This is a genomic window from Acholeplasma hippikon, from assembly GCF_900660755.1.
GTDB classification, from domain to species: Bacteria; Bacillota_I; Bacilli_A; order Acholeplasmatales; family Acholeplasmataceae; genus Acholeplasma; species Acholeplasma hippikon.
In genome coordinates this window covers 883322-903702 of record NZ_LR215050.1, presented here as the reverse complement: position 1 = coordinate 903702, position 20381 = coordinate 883322, and the positions used below count along the sequence as shown (strand labels likewise).

12 protein-coding genes and 1 pseudogene are annotated in these 20381 nt (G+C 30.4%); 12 read left to right on the top strand and 1 reads right to left on the bottom strand.

The genetic code is table 11. From position 1 onward, the window contains the following. Positions 1–13: 13 nt before the first annotated feature. The 8 genes and pseudogenes from EXC59_RS04365 to EXC59_RS04330 all read left to right on the top strand — a co-directional run bounded on the left by EXC59_RS04365 (position 14) and on the right by EXC59_RS04330 (position 12803). Positions 14–1225 carry a helix-turn-helix domain-containing protein gene (locus EXC59_RS04365; RefSeq protein WP_162163904.1) on the top strand — a complete coding sequence of 404 codons (1212 nt, stop codon included), beginning with the start codon at positions 14–16 and terminating at the stop codon, positions 1223–1225. Positions 1226–1489: 264 nt separating this feature from the next. Continuing rightward, a complete protein-coding gene (locus tag EXC59_RS04360; protein WP_035368502.1) occupies positions 1490–3322 on the top strand; it encodes an ABC transporter ATP-binding protein in 1833 nt (610 codons plus the stop codon). Beyond that, complete coding sequence (locus tag EXC59_RS04355) at positions 3312–5150, top strand: ABC transporter ATP-binding protein (protein WP_035368500.1); 1839 nt, start codon at positions 3312–3314, stop codon at positions 5148–5150. Before EXC59_RS04360 ends, EXC59_RS04355 begins: the two co-directional genes overlap by 11 nt. Positions 5151–5205: 55 nt before the next feature. Continuing rightward, on the top strand, positions 5206–7254 hold the full coding sequence (locus EXC59_RS04350; RefSeq protein ID WP_035368497.1) for an immunoglobulin-like domain-containing protein: 2049 nt from the start codon (positions 5206–5208) through the stop codon (positions 7252–7254). A gap of 47 nt (positions 7255–7301) precedes the next feature. Then, positions 7302–7730 (top strand): flavodoxin, encoded by a 429-nt coding sequence (locus EXC59_RS04345; protein ID WP_035368495.1) that lies wholly within the window; start codon positions 7302–7304, stop codon positions 7728–7730. Positions 7731–7775: 45 nt separating this feature from the next. After that, positions 7776–10265, top strand: a pseudogene (gene dnaE / locus EXC59_RS04340) (DNA polymerase III subunit alpha); the annotation flags it as partial. Positions 10266–10718: 453 nt separating this feature from the next. Beyond that, positions 10719–11954, top strand: a complete 1236-nt coding sequence (locus tag EXC59_RS04335; protein WP_035368493.1) for an aminopeptidase — start codon at positions 10719–10721, stop codon at positions 11952–11954. A gap of 90 nt (positions 11955–12044) precedes the next feature. After that, positions 12045–12803 (top strand): nucleoside phosphorylase, encoded by a 759-nt coding sequence (locus EXC59_RS04330; protein WP_051658942.1) that lies wholly within the window; start codon positions 12045–12047, stop codon positions 12801–12803. Positions 12804–12829: 26 nt separating this feature from the next. Here EXC59_RS04330 and EXC59_RS04325 read toward each other — a convergent pair whose 3' ends face one another. After that, positions 12830–13753 (bottom strand): lactonase family protein, encoded by a 924-nt coding sequence (locus EXC59_RS04325; RefSeq protein ID WP_051658941.1) that lies wholly within the window; start codon positions 13751–13753, stop codon positions 12830–12832. A gap of 80 nt (positions 13754–13833) precedes the next feature. On the opposite strand from EXC59_RS04325, the gene EXC59_RS04320 reads away from it, so the two are divergent. The 4 genes from EXC59_RS04320 to adhE all read left to right on the top strand — a co-directional run bounded on the left by EXC59_RS04320 (position 13834) and on the right by adhE (position 20357). Continuing rightward, positions 13834–14814: an AEC family transporter gene (locus tag EXC59_RS04320; protein WP_035368491.1), complete on the top strand. Its 981-nt coding sequence runs from the start codon at positions 13834–13836 to the stop codon at positions 14812–14814. A gap of 76 nt (positions 14815–14890) precedes the next feature. Beyond that, complete coding sequence (gene acpP, locus EXC59_RS04315; protein WP_035368489.1) at positions 14891–15121, top strand: acyl carrier protein; 231 nt, start codon at positions 14891–14893, stop codon at positions 15119–15121. Between the two features lie 101 nt (positions 15122–15222). After that, the gene (gene leuS, locus EXC59_RS04310; protein WP_084145106.1) at positions 15223–17634 is read left to right on the top strand and encodes a leucine--tRNA ligase; all 2412 of its coding nucleotides are present in this window, start codon (positions 15223–15225) and stop codon (positions 17632–17634) included. Positions 17635–17768: 134 nt separating this feature from the next. Further along, positions 17769–20357 (top strand): bifunctional acetaldehyde-CoA/alcohol dehydrogenase, encoded by a 2589-nt coding sequence (gene adhE, locus EXC59_RS04305; protein ID WP_269471629.1) that lies wholly within the window; start codon positions 17769–17771, stop codon positions 20355–20357. Positions 20358–20381: the final 24 nt, after the last annotated feature.

Here is a 20381-nt window from a genome sequence, read left to right as displayed (position 1 = left end):
AAGGAGATATCTTATGTATATTTATTTAAAAAGCATCAAACATCAAATCAATATGAGAAAACATGAACCATTATATAGAAATGAAATAGGTTCTATATTAAAAAACTTAAGAAAACAACATCATTTGACCTTAGAAGAGGGTGCTGAAGGGATTTGTAGTGTAAGTTATTTATCAAAAGTGGAAAATAATATGATTATACCGAATAGTAGATATTTAGATTTATTTAAAGAAAAATATAAAATTGATTTTTCAAGTCAAAAAAATAATATTAACTTTAATGAAGTCATTCATTTATTCTTAGAAAAAGATAAAGTGAAGTTTTTCGAATTTAATAATCATCTAGACTATCAATCAATTCTCAATAATTATTTAGGATATATCCTTTTAAATCAGTTATCTGAAGCAAATCAATTATTTGAAGAAGTAACACACTATATTAAAAATTATGACCAAGATGAATTAGCTCTTTATTTATATGGAACATCTATTCTATTAAAGGAAGAAGGTCGATTAAAGGATGCCTTCAATGTTTTAACTTTAATGAATGAAAAAGTAAGTCATAAAGAGTTAAATTTATTAATTGATAAGGAAAAGCTAATATTAAGTTTTTTTACAAATGATCATGGTTATATTCTTTTACATTATGATGTTGTGATTAATCGCTTGGTTAATTTAGGTTTATATGAAGATGTTAATGAGATGAAATTTTTACATTTAAACTATTTGATGCAATTTATGAGGCTTGATGAATTTTTAGAAGAGTTAGCAGAAGCTAGTTACTTAAAACATTATGAAAAAACTTATTTAAAAGCAAAAATTAATTACTTAAATCAACGTTATGAAGACAGTTATAAATTAATAATTGGTAAAGAAAGATTGAATCAAGCTTTTTATTTATTATCACTTCAAATAATGAATAAGCTTAAATATAAAGAAAATATCTTTGAGTTAATTAATCATCCATATGAGAAATTAAATAAGAATGAAGAATTAGCAATCAAATATTTAAAATATAAATTTCTTAACCAAAAAGAAGAGCAATTAAGTTTTATTAGAGAACAAATATTAAAACAAAATGATTTTCCTGATACACAAGATTTATTAAATTTTTGGTATGAAGAGGGAATGGAAAATTTAAGAAAAAATAATTACTATAAGGAAGCATCTTCTTTAAGTGATTTGATTTTTAAGAAATATAAGAATTTAAGAATATATATTGATTGACTATATATTTTAGTATGATAAAATTATTTAGGTAGAACTAAATATTTGATAATACAAAAAATTTATGAATGGGAGGTAAAAACTTATGTTAATTATCAGAGTTAAACCTTTCATTGGTGGAAATTACTAACAAAGTTCCATTAATGAAAGAAAGTATTTTTTAGAATTACTTCTTTCATTTTATACACGTTTTTATGGCGTTTTTATTTTGTGAGGGGTAATCACCCCTCTTTTTGTTTGAGGGATTATTGGAGGAGATTATATATGAAGTTAAAAGCATTACTTAGATTAGCAAAAGGACATCTAATTGAATATATAGTATTGATTGTTTTGGTTATCTTCCATCGTTTTTCATATTCTTACATTCCATTATTTACGCAGTACCTAGTAGGGGCTTTAAATAAGTACCTTAATAATAGTGAAGTAATCAGTGATGTTAACTTCCCTAAATTCTTAATTGATTTCTTTGAATCAGCAAATGGAATTTTACAGGTAGCAATTTATATTGGATTAGCTTTAGTGATATATCAATTCATTAGATATGCACTGATGTATGTGGAAAGTTACATGAAAGGTGCGATTCAAGAGAAGATTTCTAAAAAATTAAGAGTCGATTTATATGAACATATTCAAAATTTAAATTATAAATATCATAACAATGTAGACACTGGGGATTTAATCCAACGTGTAACATCTGACGTTGAAACAACTACAGGATTTGTTGTTTTACAACTGATGCAATTAATTGGATTAGCAGCAAGTTTAATATCTGGTGCATTCCAAATGTACTTTATTAATACAACAATCATGTGGATTTGTATTGCAATGTTACCAGTTTATGCAATTAGTTCACTAATTTACTTCTTAAAGATCGAAAAGATTTTTGATAAAGTAGAAAAAGATGAATCATCTATGATGACAGTTATTCAAGAAAATGTATCAGGCACAAAAGTTGTTAAAGCATTTGCAAATGAATCATTTGAAATTGAAAAAATGGAAGCAAAAAATGCTCAATATAGAGACATGAATATAAAGGCAAATAAGATTGTTGCAATTTATTGGGGATTAATGGATTTTATTACCGTTTCACAAGTTGCAGCAGTAACCATTCTATGTATCATTTATGCTAGAAATGGTATTATGGATGCAGCAAAAGTTTCAGCAGCATTTATGTTACTTGGAATATTGATTTGGCCAATTCGTGGGTTAGGTAGAATGATAAATGAATTCACAAAAGCATTTGTTGCTATTGGTAGAATTCAAGATATTATGACTCAACCAACTGAATATGTAAATGATGGCGTATTAGAGCCATTAATTGAAGGTAATGTTTCATTTAGAAATGTGAGCTTTAAGTTTGAAGATGACACTAACTATTTATTAAAAGATGTATCATTTGATATTAAAAAAGGCGAAACTGTTGCCTTCATTGGTAAAACAGGTTCAGGAAAATCAACAATTATCAACTTACTGTTAAGAATGTATGATTATGAAGGATCTATCACGATTGATGGTGTGGAATTAAGAGATATTAAAAAGAAGCACATCAGAACAAGTATCGGGGCAGTTCTACAAGATCCGTTCTTATATTCAAAAACAGTATTTGAAAATATTGCAATTACCAATAAAAATGCAACATTAGAAGATGTTAAAGAAGCAGCAGAGATTGCATCTTTAGCAAAAGATATTCATACATTCCAACAAGGTTATGAAACAAAAGTTGGAGAAAAAGGAACAACATTATCTGGGGGTCAAAAACAAAGAGTTGCGATTGCTCGTGTGTTAGTTTCAAATAAACCAATCTTAATCTTTGATGATGCGCTATCAGCTGTTGATAATAAAACTGACCTCTTAATTAGAAGAGCTTTAGCGCAAAAAGAATACAAATCAACAAATATTATTATTACGCATAGAATTACAACAGCTAAAGAAGCAGATAAAATCATTGTGTTAAACAACCAAACAGTTGAAGCAATTGGTAAACATGACGAATTAGCTAACCAAGATGGTTTATATAAATCACTCTGGGGTATTCAAGGTAAGTTAGAAAATGAGTTTAAAGAACTTATGAAGGAGGATATTTCTCATGCAGCATAATGAAGAAGACATCAAGCTAAAGAAAATATCTCTTCCAGTTTGGGGAAAATTAATTAAAGTAATTTTCAAGAGTAAAAAGAATTTAATTATTATGACAGCTTTTGCGGTTTCACTTGCAGTTTTAGATTCAGTTAACTTAATTTTAAATAAATATGTTTTAGATGAATTTGTAGGGAATAATAATTTTGAATATTTCACACCTTTTATAATTATTAATATTCTTTATGCATTAATCTTTGGATTATGTGTATATGGTTTTATTTATCAAGGTGGAATTATTGAAGCAAATGTAAGTTATGATTTACGTAAACAAGCATTTAAGACATTGCAACGTCTACCGTTTTCATACTATGATAAAACCCCGCAAGGTTGGATCATGGCACGTATGACAAGTGATGCAAGACGTCTTAGTCAAGTCATTTCATGGGGGATTATTGACTTTGTATGGTCAATTCTCTTAATGATTATTACCCTAATTATTCTTTATGTGTATAACTGGCGTTTAGCAATTGTTGTAAGTATCGGGTTACCATTTATGTTTATGATTACAACTTACTTTAGAAAGAAAGTTTTAATTAAACAAAGAGAAGCAAGACACTTCAACTCAGAATTAACTGCTAAGTATAATGAAAGTTTCCATGGCGCTAGAACATCTAAAACATTAGGTATCGAACAATCAAACTTAATGGAATTTGATGCAACTGCAGAAAAGATGATGCGTACAAGTATTAAAGCAACTTCAATCTCATCAATCTATTCTTCATGTTTATTAATGGCATGTTATTTGATTGTATCGGTTGTTATGATTACAGGTACATTCTTTGTTAGAGAACAAATGATTGTTGTTGGTACATTATATCTATTTATTCGTTCAACAATTTCATTCTTTGATCCAATGACTGTATTAACAAGTTTCATTTCATCACTACAAGTTGCTCAAGCATCAGCTGAAAGAATTATTGAATTAATTGAAACAGAGTCTGAAATCATTGACTCACCTGAAGTAGTAGAAAAATATGGTGACTGGTTTAATAAGAAAAAAGAAAACTGGGAACCACTTCATGGTGATATTGAATTTAAAGATGTAACATTCTACTATAATGAAAATGAAATTATTTTAGATAACTTCAACCTTAAGATTAAACGCGGTATGAGCGTTGCCTTGGTTGGCCATACAGGATCTGGTAAGACAACAATTGTTAACTTAACTTCTAGATTCTATGAACCTAAAAAAGGTCAAATCTTAATTGATGGAAGAGATTATAAGGAACGAAGCATTTCATGGTTACACGAACGCTTAGGATATGTCTTACAATCTCCTCAACTTTTCTCAACAACTGTGATGGAAAATATTCGTTATGGACGTTTAGATGCGACAGATGAAGAAGTTATTGCTGCATCTAAAGCAATCGGATTACATACCTTTATTGAAAAATTAGATAAAGGATATGATACACACGTTGGTGAAGGTGGTAACTTATTATCACTTGGTCAAAAACAATTAATCTCATTTGCTAGAGCAATTTTGGCAAATCCGAGCATTTTAATTCTTGATGAAGCAACTTCATCAATTGACAGTGAAGCAGAATACTTAATTCAACAAGCAACTAAATCACTATTAAAAAATCGTACATCATTAATTGTTGCACACCGTTTATCAACTATTGTTGATTCAGACCTTATTGTCTTACTAGATGGTGGTAAGATTCTTGAACAAGGAACCCACCATGAGTTATTAGAAAAACGCGGTGCATACTTTGAACTATATAAAAATCAATTCTTGGCAGAAAAAGATAATTTATACGTTCAAGAAATGCAAAAATTATAAAAATAAAAAAAGTCAAAAGACAGCAAATCAACTACTATTATATGAGGTGATTGAAATGCTGTCTTTTTTATTACAAACAGTGAATGTAGCAGTGCTTTGGTTGAACACAGTTGTGGTTGTTCCAATGAATGAACCAATCGAAGATTTTAAGTATATTCCAGAAGCTAAACTACAAATGGGTGAACAATTTGTTGAAGACCCAGATTTTTATATGGAATACGAGGTAGAATATTCTACATTTAGAGTGATTCGTACAAATATTGTTGGTGATTACCGTGTGGTTTATCGAGCACATTTTCCAACATATCATTTTACAAGTGATCAAGAAATTATTTTTAGAGTAGTGGAAAATGAACCACCTATGATTGAGGTGGATGATGTTGAATTACCAGTTGGATCAAAACTACCAGATTTAAAAAGTTATGTAACATACTATGATAACTATAGTCCACAATCAAAAGTTGCATTAACAATTGATAGCTCCAGAGTGAATATGAATCAAATTGGCTCTTATCCAGTTATTTATAAAGCAACAGATGAGTCTTATAATGAAACAACAATTACAAAAAATGTCATCGTTGTGGATAATATTGCCCCCACAATTAAAGAAAATAAAACCATAGAAGTTAATATAGATGAATCTATAGATTTTTCAAAGTACTATACAATCACAGATAACTATGACCAAATGGTTGATGTAGTTTATGATGATAGTTTAGTGGATTATAGTTTTGAAGGTGTTTATCCAATTACAATTACTGCAACTGACCAATCTCATAACAGTTCTAAACGTCAATCAAAAGTAACAGTCGTTGATAATACAAAACTTGAAATAAAACTAAAATATAAGGAAATAACAATAAATTATCAAACTGAATTAAATGAAAAAGAACTATTGAGTTATGTTCAGAATGCATCAGCTTTAAACACAAATGATATTAAAATTACTTCCTATGTGGATTCAACTACATTAGGTACATATGAAGTTTATTATGAAATAACAAATAAAAAACGTAGTGTGACAACTGAAATTTTAAAGGTTCATGTAAAAGATATTAAAAAACCAACCTTAGAAATTATAAGACCGTTACAAATTGAATTAAATAAACTAGAACCATATATTTTAGATTATATATATGTGACAGATAACTATGATAATTCTTTGGATATAATGGTTACAACACAAGGAAAGGTTGACACTTCAAAAGTCGGAGATTATCGCATCATGGTCACATTAAAGGATACTTCTAAAAATGAAGTAACGTATCCTTTAGTATTTTCAGTCAAAGATTTAACAAAACCAAAAATTTTACAAATAAAAGAAATCGTTGTGACAGATTTTATAAGACCTGATTTACAAAGTTTCTTTAAAATTACAGATAACTATGACAAAGATTTAGATTTTGAATTTGATGAGTCATATATTGATTATGAAACTGTTGGAAGTTATCCACTCATTGTTAAAGCAACAGATCAAAGTCAAAACGAACAAGTATATGAAACCATACTTAAAGTAAAAGATATCATTGCACCGGAATTAGTCTTAATGAATACAGAAGTCTTTGTTTCTTATGATGAAGATTTTGACCTTTATGATTATATTGAATCTGTAACTGATAATTATGATTTTGAATTAAATAAATACCATGTGACAATTGAAACAAATATAAAAGAAAATAAATTAGGTAGATATTATGTGGACTACACAGCAAAAGATACTGCAGGTAATCAATCAAAAGAAAGATTATACCTTACCATTGGTGATACGATTAGTCCAAATATTGAAATTAGTTATATTGAAGTTAAGAAAAATGAAGTTTTTGATTATAAAAAATATGCAAGAGCAACCGATAATTATGATGGCGATTTAACTAATGAATTATCATTTAGTCCAAATTATATTCCAACGAATACGGTTGGAACCTATGAAGGATTATATTATGTTCATGATTCTAGTGGTAACTATGCTGAACAACGTATTTTAATCAATGTAATTGATAATCAAACAAAGTCAAATTATGTTATTTATTTCATTGCTGGAGGTGCAGGGTTAACGATTTTTGCAATATACTATCTTTTTAATAAAAGAAAAGTGAAATTTTAATCTAAATTTAGTATAATGTTTCATGTATATTGAAAGGATTTGATGATATGGCAATTCTTGTAGTTTATTGGACCGGTACAGGTAATACCGAAATTATGGCAGAAAAAATAGCTGAAGGTATTAAAAAAGCAGGATATGAAGCAGACTTAAAACAAATTTCAGATATTTTACCTGACGAGGCACTTCAATACGATAAGATCGCATTTGGCTGTCCTTCAATGGGAATTGAAGAATTAGAACCAGAAGAATTTTTACCTTGGTATGAAGAAGTTGAACCTCAATTAGGCAATAAGTTAATTGCGTTATTTGGTTCATACGGTTGGGGTGAAGGTGAATGGATGGATTACTGGCATGATAGAGTAAGAGGTTTAGGCCTAAATCTATTTGAAGAAGGTATTCGAATCAATTCAACACCGTCTACAAAAGAACAACAAGCAATCGTTGAATTTGGTGAAAGATTCGCCAAAGCAGAATAAAGGAATTTTTAATAATTCCTTTTTTATTAGGTATAATAGAAGTGGGTGAAAAAAGTGATCGGAACGTTATATACAAAAACTGAATATAGCATGCTGAATAGTACACTTCAATTAGAAGCGCTTTTTTCATTGCATAAAGAACGTGGATATGACTTCATTTCATTGGTAGATGATAATCTACATGCTTTATATAAATTTTTGAAGTTAAGTGAAAAGTATCAAATAAAGTCAATTATTGGGTTAGATATTAAACTTAATTTTAGAGAAATGAATTTAAATTTCTTAGTTTATGCAAGAAATGATAAAGAGTTAAAAATTTTAACTAAACTTGCAACAAAAAAAGAAGTAAGTGATGAGTTAAACTTTGCTGATGTGATTAGTGATTTAAAAGAGTTGGTTGTAGTTATACCAAGTTTCCAAAGCTATATATTAAATAACTATGCGAATAAAGAACTTTTAACTGAAATTTTTAAATATTTAAAAGAAAGAATAAAATCATTCTATATTGGCGTTTCAAATCAAAGCGAACTTTTAACAAATGTAACAACGTATTTAAAAGAAATTGCTAGAGAATTAGAAATTGGTTTACTACCTACAAGAAAAATAAGTTATGCAAATAAAGAAGATCAAAAAACATATCATGTCTTAAGGAAAATTGAAAATAATTTATATGAAGAATCATATGAAGATTTAAGTTTAATTACTAAACAAGACTTAATAAAAGAATATAAAAAAGAACATGGAATTTTTGACTTTCAATATGAAGTCTTTAAAAATACAAAATATACTTATTTAAATAATAAATTTGAATTACCAAAATATCCAACAAAAGATAATGTTGATGCAAAATCTTACCTAGAAGCATTAGCAAAATTAGGTTTGAAGAAGCGCTTAGAAAAAATTGAACATAAAAATGAAAAAGTATACCAAGATAGATTAGTTCATGAGTTAAACGTGATTGATCAAATGGGTTATAATGATTACTTCTTAATTGTTTATGATTTTGTTAAGTTTGCCAAAACAAACGATATCTTAGTTGGTCCCGGACGTGGTAGTGCAGCCGGAAGTTTAGTTGCATATTGTTTAGGAATCACAGAAGTTGATCCTATTCAATATGATTTATTATTTGAAAGATTTTTAAATATTGATAGAAGAACAATGCCTGATATCGATTTAGACTTTCCAGATAACAAACGTGATTTAGTGATTGATTATGTTAAAAACAAATATGGTGAAAAACATGTTGTTACAATTTCAACATTCACCACATTTGCTGAAAAGTCTTCAATTAGAGATATTGCAAGAATCTTAAAATTAGATAATTCAAGAACAACCGCAATTATCAATGCGATGCAAAAAAATAAACTTGATGAAACGGATTATGAAGCAATTGAATTAATTAGCGTGGCAAAAACATTAGAAGGACTCCCACGTCAAACAGGAACCCATGCAGCAGGTATTATTTTATCTAAAGAAAATTTAGATGATTTTGTTCCGCTACAAAAAGGGCCTCATGACATGCTTCAATCACAACTAGAAGCAAGTGATTTAGAATCATTAGGTTTTTTAAAGATTGATTTCTTAGGCTTGAGAAACTTAGCAATTATTGATGAAATTTATAAACTAGAAAAGATAGATACAAAATTATCGGATATTCCGCTTGATGATAAAAAAACCTTTGAAACTTTAAAGAATGTAGAAACAACAGGTATTTTTCAACTAGAAAGCTATGGCATGAAAAATGTCATTAGAAAATTAAAACCGGAAACCTTTGAAGATATCGTTGCTTTACTCGCATTATTTAGACCGGGTCCAATGGATTTTATTGATTCATACATTAAAAGTCGCCACGGTGGTGGGTTTGAGTTAGTTGACCCATCAATTGATGAGGTTTTAAAACCAACGTTTGGTATTATCGTATATCAAGAACAAATCATGAAAATTGCTCAAATGTTTGCAGGATACTCATTAAGCCAAGCTGATTTGCTACGTCGTGGAATTGCTAAAAAAGATAAAGAGATTCTAGAAAAAGAAAAATCTAATTTTGTTAAAAAAGCAATTGAAAACGGAAGAGACGAAAAGGTAGCGTTAAAGATTTATGATTATATTGAACGCTTTGCTGATTATGGTTTTAATAGAAGTCACTCAGTAGCTTATGCCCTTTTAGCATATCAAATGGCATATTTAAAAACACACTACTTCCAAACATTTATGTCTGTTCTCTTAAGCAGTGTCACATCAAACACTGAGTTGGTAGAAAACTACGTTAAAGAAGTTAGAAGTAAAAAATATGATGTTTTAAAACCTGATATTCGTTATAGTACCGATAAATTTATTAAAACAAAGTATAGTATTCTTTCCCCCCTATTATTAATTAAGGGTCTGGGTGTTAATACCGTTGAAAAGATCTTAGAAGAAAGAGCAAAAGGTCCATTTAAAGATTACAATGAGTTTAAAGTAAGAATGAAGGGAATCTTAAATGAGAAGAATTTAATTTCACTTATTCATGCTGGTGCACTAGATTCATTTGGATTAACGCATGCAACCATGTTAGCATCAACCAATCTTAATCAAACAGGATTTGAAAACTTCTTAGATGATTATAAAGAAAAAGAATTTTCTGAATTAGATTTTGAAATCTTAAAAGCACATGAAAAAGAAGCAATTGGATTTAATCTATATTATGTGATGGATTTAACTTTTAAAACACTCACAGAAAAATATGGTTTAGAAAACCCGGATTTTACTAAGAATCAAGTTAAATTCATTGGAAAAGTCTTAAAAGTAAAAACTATTAAGACAAAACAGAATGCGAACATGTGTTTTGTCGATTTTGATTGCGGAAAAGAAGAAATAAGTGCTACAATATTCCCAAAAGAATATAATGACTATGTAAAACTGTTGGATGAGAAGTATTTATTAGTTTATGCTTCATCTTCTGAAAAAGGATATATAGTTAATAAAATAGAGAAAGTTAAGGTGTAGAAAATGCCAAATCAATTATTATTAGAAAAGTACGCACGTTTAGCTGTTAGAACTGGCGCGAATGTACAAAAAGGTCAACACGTTGTTTTAAGAACAACAACTGAAGCAGTTGAATTAACAAGAGAAGTAGCTAAACAAGCTTATATTGCTGGAGCAAAAAAGGTTCATATTATTTGGTCAGATGAAAGAATTTCAAAGTTTTCTTATGATTATGCAGATGTAGAAGCGTTAAAAGAAATGCCTCAACACTCGATTGATCAATATAAATATTTTGTAGACAATAATGCAGCATTCATCTCAATCGTATCACCAGTGCCAAACGCGATGGCTGGTGTAGATTCTAAGAAGATGCAAGAAGTTCAAATGGCTACAATGAAACCAATTCAATTCTTCAGAGAACATACAATGGGCAATAAGTCACAATGGACAATCGTTGCTGCAAGTAATCCAACATGGGCTACTAAACTATTCCCAGGTGTAGAAACTCAAGAAGCAGTTGAAAAATTATGGGATGCAATCTTCAAGGCGGTTAGAGTTGATGAAACTACTGATCCAGTTGAAAATTGGGTAAAACATAACGAATACTTACATACAAATAATCAAAAATTAAATGCTGCAAACTTTAAATCATTACACTTCACAAATTCATTAGGAACTGATTTAATTGTTGAATTAATTGAAGACCATATTTGGGCTGGTGGTTCTGAAACTGCAGGTAATGGTGTTGTCTTCAACCCAAATATTCCAACAGAAGAATCATTCACAATGCCATATAAATTTGGTACTCAAGGTAAAGTAGTGGCAACTAAACCACTAAATAACCAAGGCAGAATCATTGATAAGTTCTGGTTAGAATTTAAAGATGGTAAAGTAGTTAACTATGATGCTTTAGTTGATAAAGATGCATTAAGAAGTATCTTAGAATTAGATGAAAATTCTAAATACATTGGAGAAATTGCATTAATTTCTCATAACTCACCAATCTCAAATATGGATATCTTATTCTTAAATACTTTATATGATGAAAATGCTTCATGTCATATGGCATTAGGTAGAGCTTATCCAATGAACATTAAAAATGGTAATCAAACACCAATCAAAGAGTTAGAAAAGAAGGGTTATAATAACTCACTTAACCACGTTGACTTTATGTTTGGTTCAGCAGATATGAAGATTGTTGGTACTAAACATGATGGTACTGAAGTCTTAGTATTTGAAAACGGAAACTTCGTTATCTAATAAACATAAAACCTCTCTATTGAGAGGTTTTTTTATTTATAATCATAAAAAACGGTATAATATTTTTATGATGAAAGAGAGAATTATAAGATGGCAATAGAAAATACTTATAGGGATTCTGAAGAGATATTAAAGGTTGAGTATTTATTTGAAAAAACACCATATAAATTTAAGAATTTAATAATTACCTTCCAAGCGAAAGTTTTAGAAAGGCTTATTGAAGAAAAACTAATTGAACCATTTTGTGATTATGCATTTGGATCTGCTCGTGGGAGATATCCAGTTTATAAGTTATTAGATGACCCTAACACGTTATTTTATATATCTCAAATTGGTGCACCGATTGCTGTTGGAAATTTAGAAGAAATCGTTTATGCGTTTGATATTGAAAATATTATTTTATACGGAACATGTGGCGTATTAAAAAAAGAACTAACTGTAGGTAAAATTATTGTTCCTTCAAAAGCGTATCGAGATGAAGGAACAAGTTATCACTATGTTCCAGCAAGTGACTTTATTGATATAAGAAATTATCAGAAAATCGAACAAATATTAAAAGATACAAATATTGATTTTGTAACTGGTTATACTTGGACAACTGATGCTATTTTTAGAGAGACTAAAGCTATTTATGAAGAAAGAATCAGTCAAGGTTGTATTGCAGTAGAAATGGAAGTTGCTGCTGTAGAAGCTTTTGCACAATATAGAAAACTTAATTTTTATCCATTTATTTATGGAGCAGATGAATTAAAAGTAGATGGTTGGGATCGACGTGTATTAGGGGACCATCAAACACTTTCACGCTTACCATATTTCTTAGTAGCGAAACTAATTGCATCCAAACTATAAAAAAAGCACCTTTGGGTGCTTTTTGATTATACGACGAATAAAATACAACTTGGTTCTGGAACTGGTAATGTTTTAACAAACTTTAATTCTCCAGTTTGAGGATTTCTATTAAAGATTGCTACATTATTTGAATGCATATTACCAACCACTAATTGAGTTTCATCTAATGATAAATTAAAGTCTCTTGGATGTTTTCCTTGAGTATTGTAAACTCTTTGTTGTTTAAGTGTCCCATCTTCTTTAACTAAGAAGTGAGTAATAGAATCATATCCACGGTTTGATACATATAAATGTTTTTGATCAGATGTTAGTCTAATCGCAGCACCCGAAATTCCTGGGAAGTTCTTATCTAATGTTGCATATTTTTTAACAAATTCTAATTTTTCATTATAAACAAAAATTTCATGAGAATATTCAGTTAAACAATACACAAATCCTGATTCAGCTACAACTAAATGTCTAGGGCGAACACCTTTAGTTAGTGTTAACTCTTTCTTAGGCACTAATTTGAATTTTTCATCAATTTCATAAGTGAAAATTGTATCTAAACCTAAGTCTACAACAAATAATGTTCTTGATTTAGCATCATATACAGTTTGGTGTGTATGTGAACCTAGTGGATAAATGATGGTTTGAATTTTTTTCGTTTGTGTACCATCAAATTTATAAGTAGACATTTGACCAACATGATAGTTAGCTGTAAAAATCATACCAATTGTTGAGTCATAGAAGATGTGACAAGGTGAATGAGCCTCTGTATGATCTTCATAAACTAACATATTATTTTGATAGATTTCAATTCCACCTCTAGCAAGTGTAAATAAATGTCCTTCTTGGACAGTAAAATAGGTAGGGTTAAATAAACGATTATATAGACTTACTTTTTCTTCATCAACTAAGTAAATACCTTCCGATTTATCTTTTGTATAAGTTCCAACAAGAAATTTCATAAGTTACCTCAACTTTCTTTACTATTATAACATGAAGTGTGCTATAATCTAGATTGTGATTTTTCAAAACAGGTGATATTATGCAAGAATTTTTATACACGATGGATGCAATCTTACCAATGATGATATTGATTGCATTAGGATATATGCTTAAGGTTTTAAGATTGTTTGATGAAGCGGTCACTAAGGGATTAAACAAGTTTACATTTATTGTTTCAATTCCGGTATTAGTTTTCTATAATATATATAATATTGAAAAACTAGTTGTTGACACAAATTTAATTATTTTTTCAGTTGTGAGTATCTTGGTGCTCTTTTTTTTAGGTATTTTATTTAATAGATATTTTAAAACAAGTGATCGAAATAAGAGCGTTATGCTACAAAATTTCTTTAGAACAAACACATCTACGATGGGTTTACAAGTTGTTGCGGTGATGGGAATTAGTATAGCAGCACAAACAAATGTGGCAGCAATGGTTGGGATAAGTATTGCAACATTCAATATGTTAGGTGTAATTGCTTTCCAAATTTATAATAAATCTGCTGGTAAAATTAAAATTGGTAAATTATTAATTAGTATTATTACCAATCCAATTATCGTGGGTGTATTATGTGGTTTTGGAGCATTAGGGTTAAGAGCGATTGTTGGGTATCATTGGTTAAGTGAAAATTTAAGTCCAGTATTTATTGCAGTTAAAGAAGTTGCCAAAGTATCAAGCCCGGTTGCTTTAATTGCATTAGGAGCATCTTTTACATTTAGTTCATTTAAAGAACTAAAAAAAGAAATTATTGCAGGTGTTTTAATTCGTACAGTCATTGTTCCAGCAATTATTTTTGGAATTGCAATTGGATTAAAGGATGTGTTAGGATTTAATGAGAACCACTTTCCAGCGTTAGTTGTTGTCATGTTACCAAGCTTAGCTGTCGCAACAGCACCAATGGCTGATAGTATGAATGGTAATAGTAAATTAGCAGCACAATTAATTGTGTGGACTACAATTGCATCATCCATAACAATGTTTGTTGTAATTTATATTTTAAAAGTATTAATGCTTGTCTAAATGTTTTTTATAGACCAATTGAAGATTTATGATATAATGAAAAATACGAAAGTGCTAAAACATAGGAGGATTTCTAATGGCAGTATACGATAAAATCAAACAACTAATTATTGATGAATTATCAGTGGACGAATCAAAAATTTCACCAAATGCGAGATTAGTTGAAGATTTAGGCGCTGATTCAATCGATGCCGTGGAATTAATCATGAAAGTTGAAGATGAGTTCAATGTTCAAATTTCAGATGAAGTTTTACAAAGCATTAAAACTGTGAATGATTTAGTAGCATATTTAGAAAATAATAAATAACACTACAAAAAAATTATCTTCCTTTATGGGAGATTTTTTTTATGATTGAAATAATATTAAATATTATTTATAATAGATACATTGAAAGAGGGTTTACTTATATGATTTATTATGATTATCAGTCAATTGAAAAGAAATGGCAAAAACACTGGTTGGATACAAAAATGTTCAAGACAAGAACAGATAAGTTCCATCCAAAATATTATGTCTTAGACATGTTCCCATATCCATCAGCTGCTGGATTACACGTGGGACACGTTGAAGGTTATACAGCTACAGATATCGTGGCTCGTTATAAGAGAATGCAAGGATACAACGTCTTATCACCTATGGGATGGGATGCGTTTGGTTTACCTGCAGAACAATATGCTTTAGCTACTGGAAAAGACCCTAAAACATTTACTTATCAAAATATTAAAAACTTTAAACGTCAAATTATTGAAATGGGTAAGAGCGTTGACTGGGATAGAGAACTAGCAACTGCTGACCCAGAATATTACCGTTGGACACAATGGATCTTTAAAAAGCTATACGAAAGAGGTTTAGCAGTTTTAAAAGATGTTGAAGTTAACTGGTGTGAAGGTTTAGGAACAGTACTTGCGAACGATGAAATTGAAATCGTTAATGGTCAAATGGTTTCTGAACGCGGACATTTCCCAGTTGTTAAAAAACCAATGAGACAATGGGTGTTAAGAATTACTGAATATGCTGATAGATTATTAAATGACTTAGACTTAGTTGAATGGCCAGAAAATCTGAAAGAAATGCAAAGAAACTGGATTGGTAAATCATCAGGTGCGATGATTGATTTTGAACTTGCCAATTCAGATCGTAAATTCACAGTGTTCACAACAAGACCTGATACATTATATGGTGTTACATATTGTGTGCTTTCACCAGAACATCCATTAGTATTAGAAATTACAACTGAAGATGAATTAGAAGAAGTTAAATCATATATTCAAAAAACCAAAGCAAAATCAGATTTAGATAGAATTAGTGATAAAGTTAAAACTGGTGTATTCACTGGTGCATTTGCTAAACATCCAATCACTAACAAATTAGTTCCAATTTGGATTGGCGATTATGTATTACCTCAATATGGTACAGGTGCTGTTATGGCGGTTCCTGCACATGATGAACGTGATTATGAGTTCGCTATGAAATATGGACTAGAAATTATTGAAGTAATCAAAGGTGGTACAGAAGGCGCTTATGAAGGCGATGGAATCCACCATAATTCAGGCATCTTAGATGGCTTAAACAATGAAGAAGCTAAAGCAAAGATGATTGAATACTTAGAAAATAGAAAAATTGGGTATGCACACCATACATATAAATTAAGAGATTGGGTATTCTCACGTCAAAGATATTGGGGTGAACCATTCCCAGTTTTATATGATAAAGATGGCAATATTAGATTAGTACCAGATGATGAATTACCGTTAACATTACCATATCTTGAAGTATTTAAACCTTCTGGAACAGGTGAATCTCCACTTGCTCACGCAACAGAATGGTTATACTTAACAATTGATGGTAAGGAATATAAACGTGATACAAATACAATGCCACAACTAGCTGGTTCAAGCTGGTATTATATTGGTTACTTATTAAAGAATCATTTAGGTTACTTACCATTTGATTCAAAAGAAGCTAAAGAAGTCTTAGATTTATTCTTACCAGTTGATTTATATGTAGGTGGAACAGAACATGCTGTTGGTCACTTACTATATTCAAGATTCTGGCATAAAGTATTCTATGATTTAGGTCTGGTTTCATGTAAAGAACCATTCATGAAGTTAGTAAACCAAGGTATGATCTTAGGTTCTGACCATTCTAAGATGAGTAAGTCAAAAGGTAATACAGTTTCTCCTGATGATATCTTCTTATCACATGGTGCGGATGCATTACGTGTTTATGAAATGTTTATGGGACCAATTGAAGCTGAAAAACCTTGGTCAAATGAAGGTTTAGATGGTGCTAAACGATTCTTAGACCGTGTATGGAGAATGTTTGACTTTGAAGTAATGAACGAAAACGTAAAAGAATTAGAAGTTATTTACCATCAAACAGTAAAAAAAGTTACTGATGATTATGAAAAATTAGCATTTAATACTGCAATTTCTCAAATGATGATCTTTGTAAATGAAGTTTATAAAGTTCAAAAGATTGGTAAAGAACAAGCAAGAGGTTTATTAAAGTTATTAAATCCAATTGCCCCTCACGTTACAGAAGAATTAAACCAAACTATCTTAAATAGTCATGAAGAATTAGTTTATTCTGAATGGCCTAAATATGATGAAAAGTTCTTAATAGAAACTGAAGTTGAATTAGTTGTTCAAGTAAATGGAAAACTAAGAGCAAGAATTCAAATTAAACGTGATTTACCTGAAGCAGAGGTTAAAGAAATCGCATTATCTCACGAGAATGTAATTAAACATACTGAAGGATTCCAAATTGCTAAAGTAATTGTTATCCCTAATAAGATTGTTAATATCGTCGTAAAATAATAAAAAAGCGTCTAAAAATGACGCTTTTTTCTTTTAAAAATGGTGAAAACGTATTCATTATAACTTTACTTTTCTTTTTAAAATGAATTTATTATACTAAGGGTACAAAACCGATACGAAAACTTAATAAGGAGATTTTTATGGAAAATAAACAAGTTATCTCTAACGAGGTAGATTTTTTAGTCATGCATGCCAAACAAGCGTTAGAAAAATATGATAAGTTAACGCAAGAGGATGTTGATAGAATTGTAGCAAAGGTTTCAGTTGCAGCAATCGATGCACATGGTTTACTTGCTAAATTGGCAGTTGAAGAAACCAATCGTGGTGTATTTGAAGATAAGGCAACTAAAAACCTATTTGCAGTAGAGTATGTCATTAATCATATGAGACACTTAAAAACTGTTGGGGTTATCAATGAAGATAAGGTCACAGGTATTACTGAGATTGCTGATCCTGTAGGGGTTATATGCGCAATTACTCCTGTAACAAATCCAACATCAACAGTTATCTTTAAGTCATTGATTGCCTTAAAGACAAGAAATCCAATTATCTTTGCGTTCCATCCAAGTGCACAAAAATGTAGTGCTGAGGCTGCGCGTATCGTAAGAGATGCAGCAATCTTAGCTGGAGCACCTGAACATTGTATCTCTTGGATTGAAACACCAAGCATGGAAAACACAAGTTTACTTATGAATCATGCTGATGTTGCAACGATTCTTGCAACCGGTGGTAATGCTATGGTGAAAGCCGCTTATTCATGTGGTAAACCAGCATTAGGTGTTGGTGCGGGTAATGTGCCAGCATATATTGAAAAAACAGCAAATATTAAACAAGCCGTAAATGACATTGTCATGTCAAAAGCATTTGATAATGGTATGGTATGTGCTTCTGAACAAGCAGTTATTGTTGATGAAGTTATCTATGAAGAAGTTAAAAATGAATTTAAAAAACTTCATGTCTATTTTGTAAATAAAGAAGAAAAGAAAAAATTAGAGAATTTATTATTCCCTGATGGTGTGAAACTTAATCCTTCAATTGTTGGTAAAAAAGCATCTTTCATTGCTAAACAAGCGGGATTTGACGTTCCAGAAGAAACAAATATTTTAGCGGTTGAATGTAAAGAAGTTGGTGGTAAAGAACCATTAACAAGAGAAAAACTTTCACCAGTGTTAGCCTTTTTAAAAGCTAAAGATGATGTGGAAGGAATTAATCTATCAAGTCAAATGGTAGAACATAATGGACTTGGACATTCAGCAGCGATCCATACATATAACGATGACATAGCGAAGCGCTTTGGTTTAAAAATGAAGGCTATTCGCATCATTCTTAACTCCCCTGCAACCTTTGGAGGGATTGGTAATGTCTATAATAGATTTATTCCATCCCTTACCTTAGGTTGTGGCTCATACGGAGGAAACGCAGTTTCAGATAACGTAAGTGCAATTCACTTACTTAATATAAAACGTATTGGAGAAAGAAAGAATAATATGCAATGGTTTAAGATTCCGTCTAAAATTTATTTTGAAAAGGACGCAATTGAATATCTTCGTCAAATGCATGATGTATCTAAGGCAATCATTGTCACTGACCGAATGATGGTTGATTTAGGTTATGTTAAAAAAGTAACCGATCAATTAAATTTAAGAAGAAATCATGTGTCTGTTCAACTATTCTGTGATGTAGAACCAGATCCATCAATTGATACTGTCATGAAAGGTTATGAACTCATGCGCTCATTTGAACCAGATACGATTATTGCGATTGGTGGAGGGTCACCAATGGATGCAGCCAAGGCAATGTGGTTATTCTATGAACATCCAGAAGTAGACTTTAATGACCTTAAACAAAAATTCATGGATATTAGAAAACGAGCATTTAGATATCCTGAATTAGGTAAGAAGAGTAAATTAGTGTGTATTCCAACAACTTCAGGAACAGGTAGTGAAGTGACACCTTTTGCAGTAATTACTGATACAAAAAATCATAAAAAATATCCTTTAGCGGATTATTCATTAACACCAACAGTTGCGATTGTTGACCCAGCATTAACACTCACACAACCAAAAAAAGTAACTGCAGATACTGGTATGGATGTCTTAACACATGCTGTTGAAAGTTATGTATCAATTTTAGCAAATGATTATACTGATGCATTAGCAGTTCAAACTGTAAAGATGGTATTTAAATATTTAAAACGCGCATATGATAATGGAAATGATTTTGAAGCTAGAGAAAAGATGCATAATGCATCAACCATGGCAGGTATGGCATTTGGTAATGCCTTCTTGGGTATTTCGCATTCTATGGCACATAAAGTGGGCGGACGTTATCACATTCCACATGGCAGAATTAATGCGATTTTATTACCACACGTAATTAGATATAATGGAACAAAACCAGCTAAACTTTCAACTTGGCCAAAATATAAGTTCTATCAAGCTGATGAAAAATACTGTGAACTAGCACGCGCAATTGGATTAAATCCAAAGACAGTTGAAGAAGGTGTTGAAATGTTTGCAAAGGCTTGTTACGATTTAGCTATTTCATTAGGTATTGATATGAGCTTTAAAGCGCAAAATACTGATGAAGCAGATTTCTTAGTAAATTCAGAAAAATTAGCTTATGCTGCATATGAAGATCAATGCTCAACAGCAAACCCTCGTCTACCAATGGTAGAAGATATGAAGCAAATCTTAGAAAATGCATATTACGGAAAATTCTAAAAAAAACAACCAGAACTATTAAAG

What these genes read in the sequence shown, in the direction of transcription:
- EXC59_RS04365 (WP_162163904.1), top strand. Translation starts at nt 14, where the DNA reads ATGTATATTTATTTAAAAAGCATCAAACATCAAATCAATATGAGAAAA.
- EXC59_RS04360 (WP_035368502.1), top strand. Translation starts at nt 1,490, where the DNA reads ATGAAGTTAAAAGCATTACTTAGATTAGCAAAAGGACATCTAATTGAA.
- EXC59_RS04355 (WP_035368500.1), top strand. Translation starts at nt 3,312, where the DNA reads ATGCAGCATAATGAAGAAGACATCAAGCTAAAGAAAATATCTCTTCCA.
- EXC59_RS04350 (WP_035368497.1), top strand. Translation starts at nt 5,206, where the DNA reads ATGCTGTCTTTTTTATTACAAACAGTGAATGTAGCAGTGCTTTGGTTG.
- EXC59_RS04345 (WP_035368495.1), top strand. Translation starts at nt 7,302, where the DNA reads ATGGCAATTCTTGTAGTTTATTGGACCGGTACAGGTAATACCGAAATT.
- EXC59_RS04335 (WP_035368493.1), top strand. Translation starts at nt 10,719, where the DNA reads ATGCCAAATCAATTATTATTAGAAAAGTACGCACGTTTAGCTGTTAGA.
- EXC59_RS04330 (WP_051658942.1), top strand. Translation starts at nt 12,045, where the DNA reads ATGGCAATAGAAAATACTTATAGGGATTCTGAAGAGATATTAAAGGTT.
- EXC59_RS04325 (WP_051658941.1), bottom strand. Translation starts at nt 13,753, where the DNA reads ATGAAATTTCTTGTTGGAACTTATACAAAAGATAAATCGGAAGGTATT.
- EXC59_RS04320 (WP_035368491.1), top strand. Translation starts at nt 13,834, where the DNA reads ATGCAAGAATTTTTATACACGATGGATGCAATCTTACCAATGATGATA.
- acpP (WP_035368489.1), top strand. Translation starts at nt 14,891, where the DNA reads ATGGCAGTATACGATAAAATCAAACAACTAATTATTGATGAATTATCA.
- leuS (WP_084145106.1), top strand. Translation starts at nt 15,223, where the DNA reads ATGATTTATTATGATTATCAGTCAATTGAAAAGAAATGGCAAAAACAC.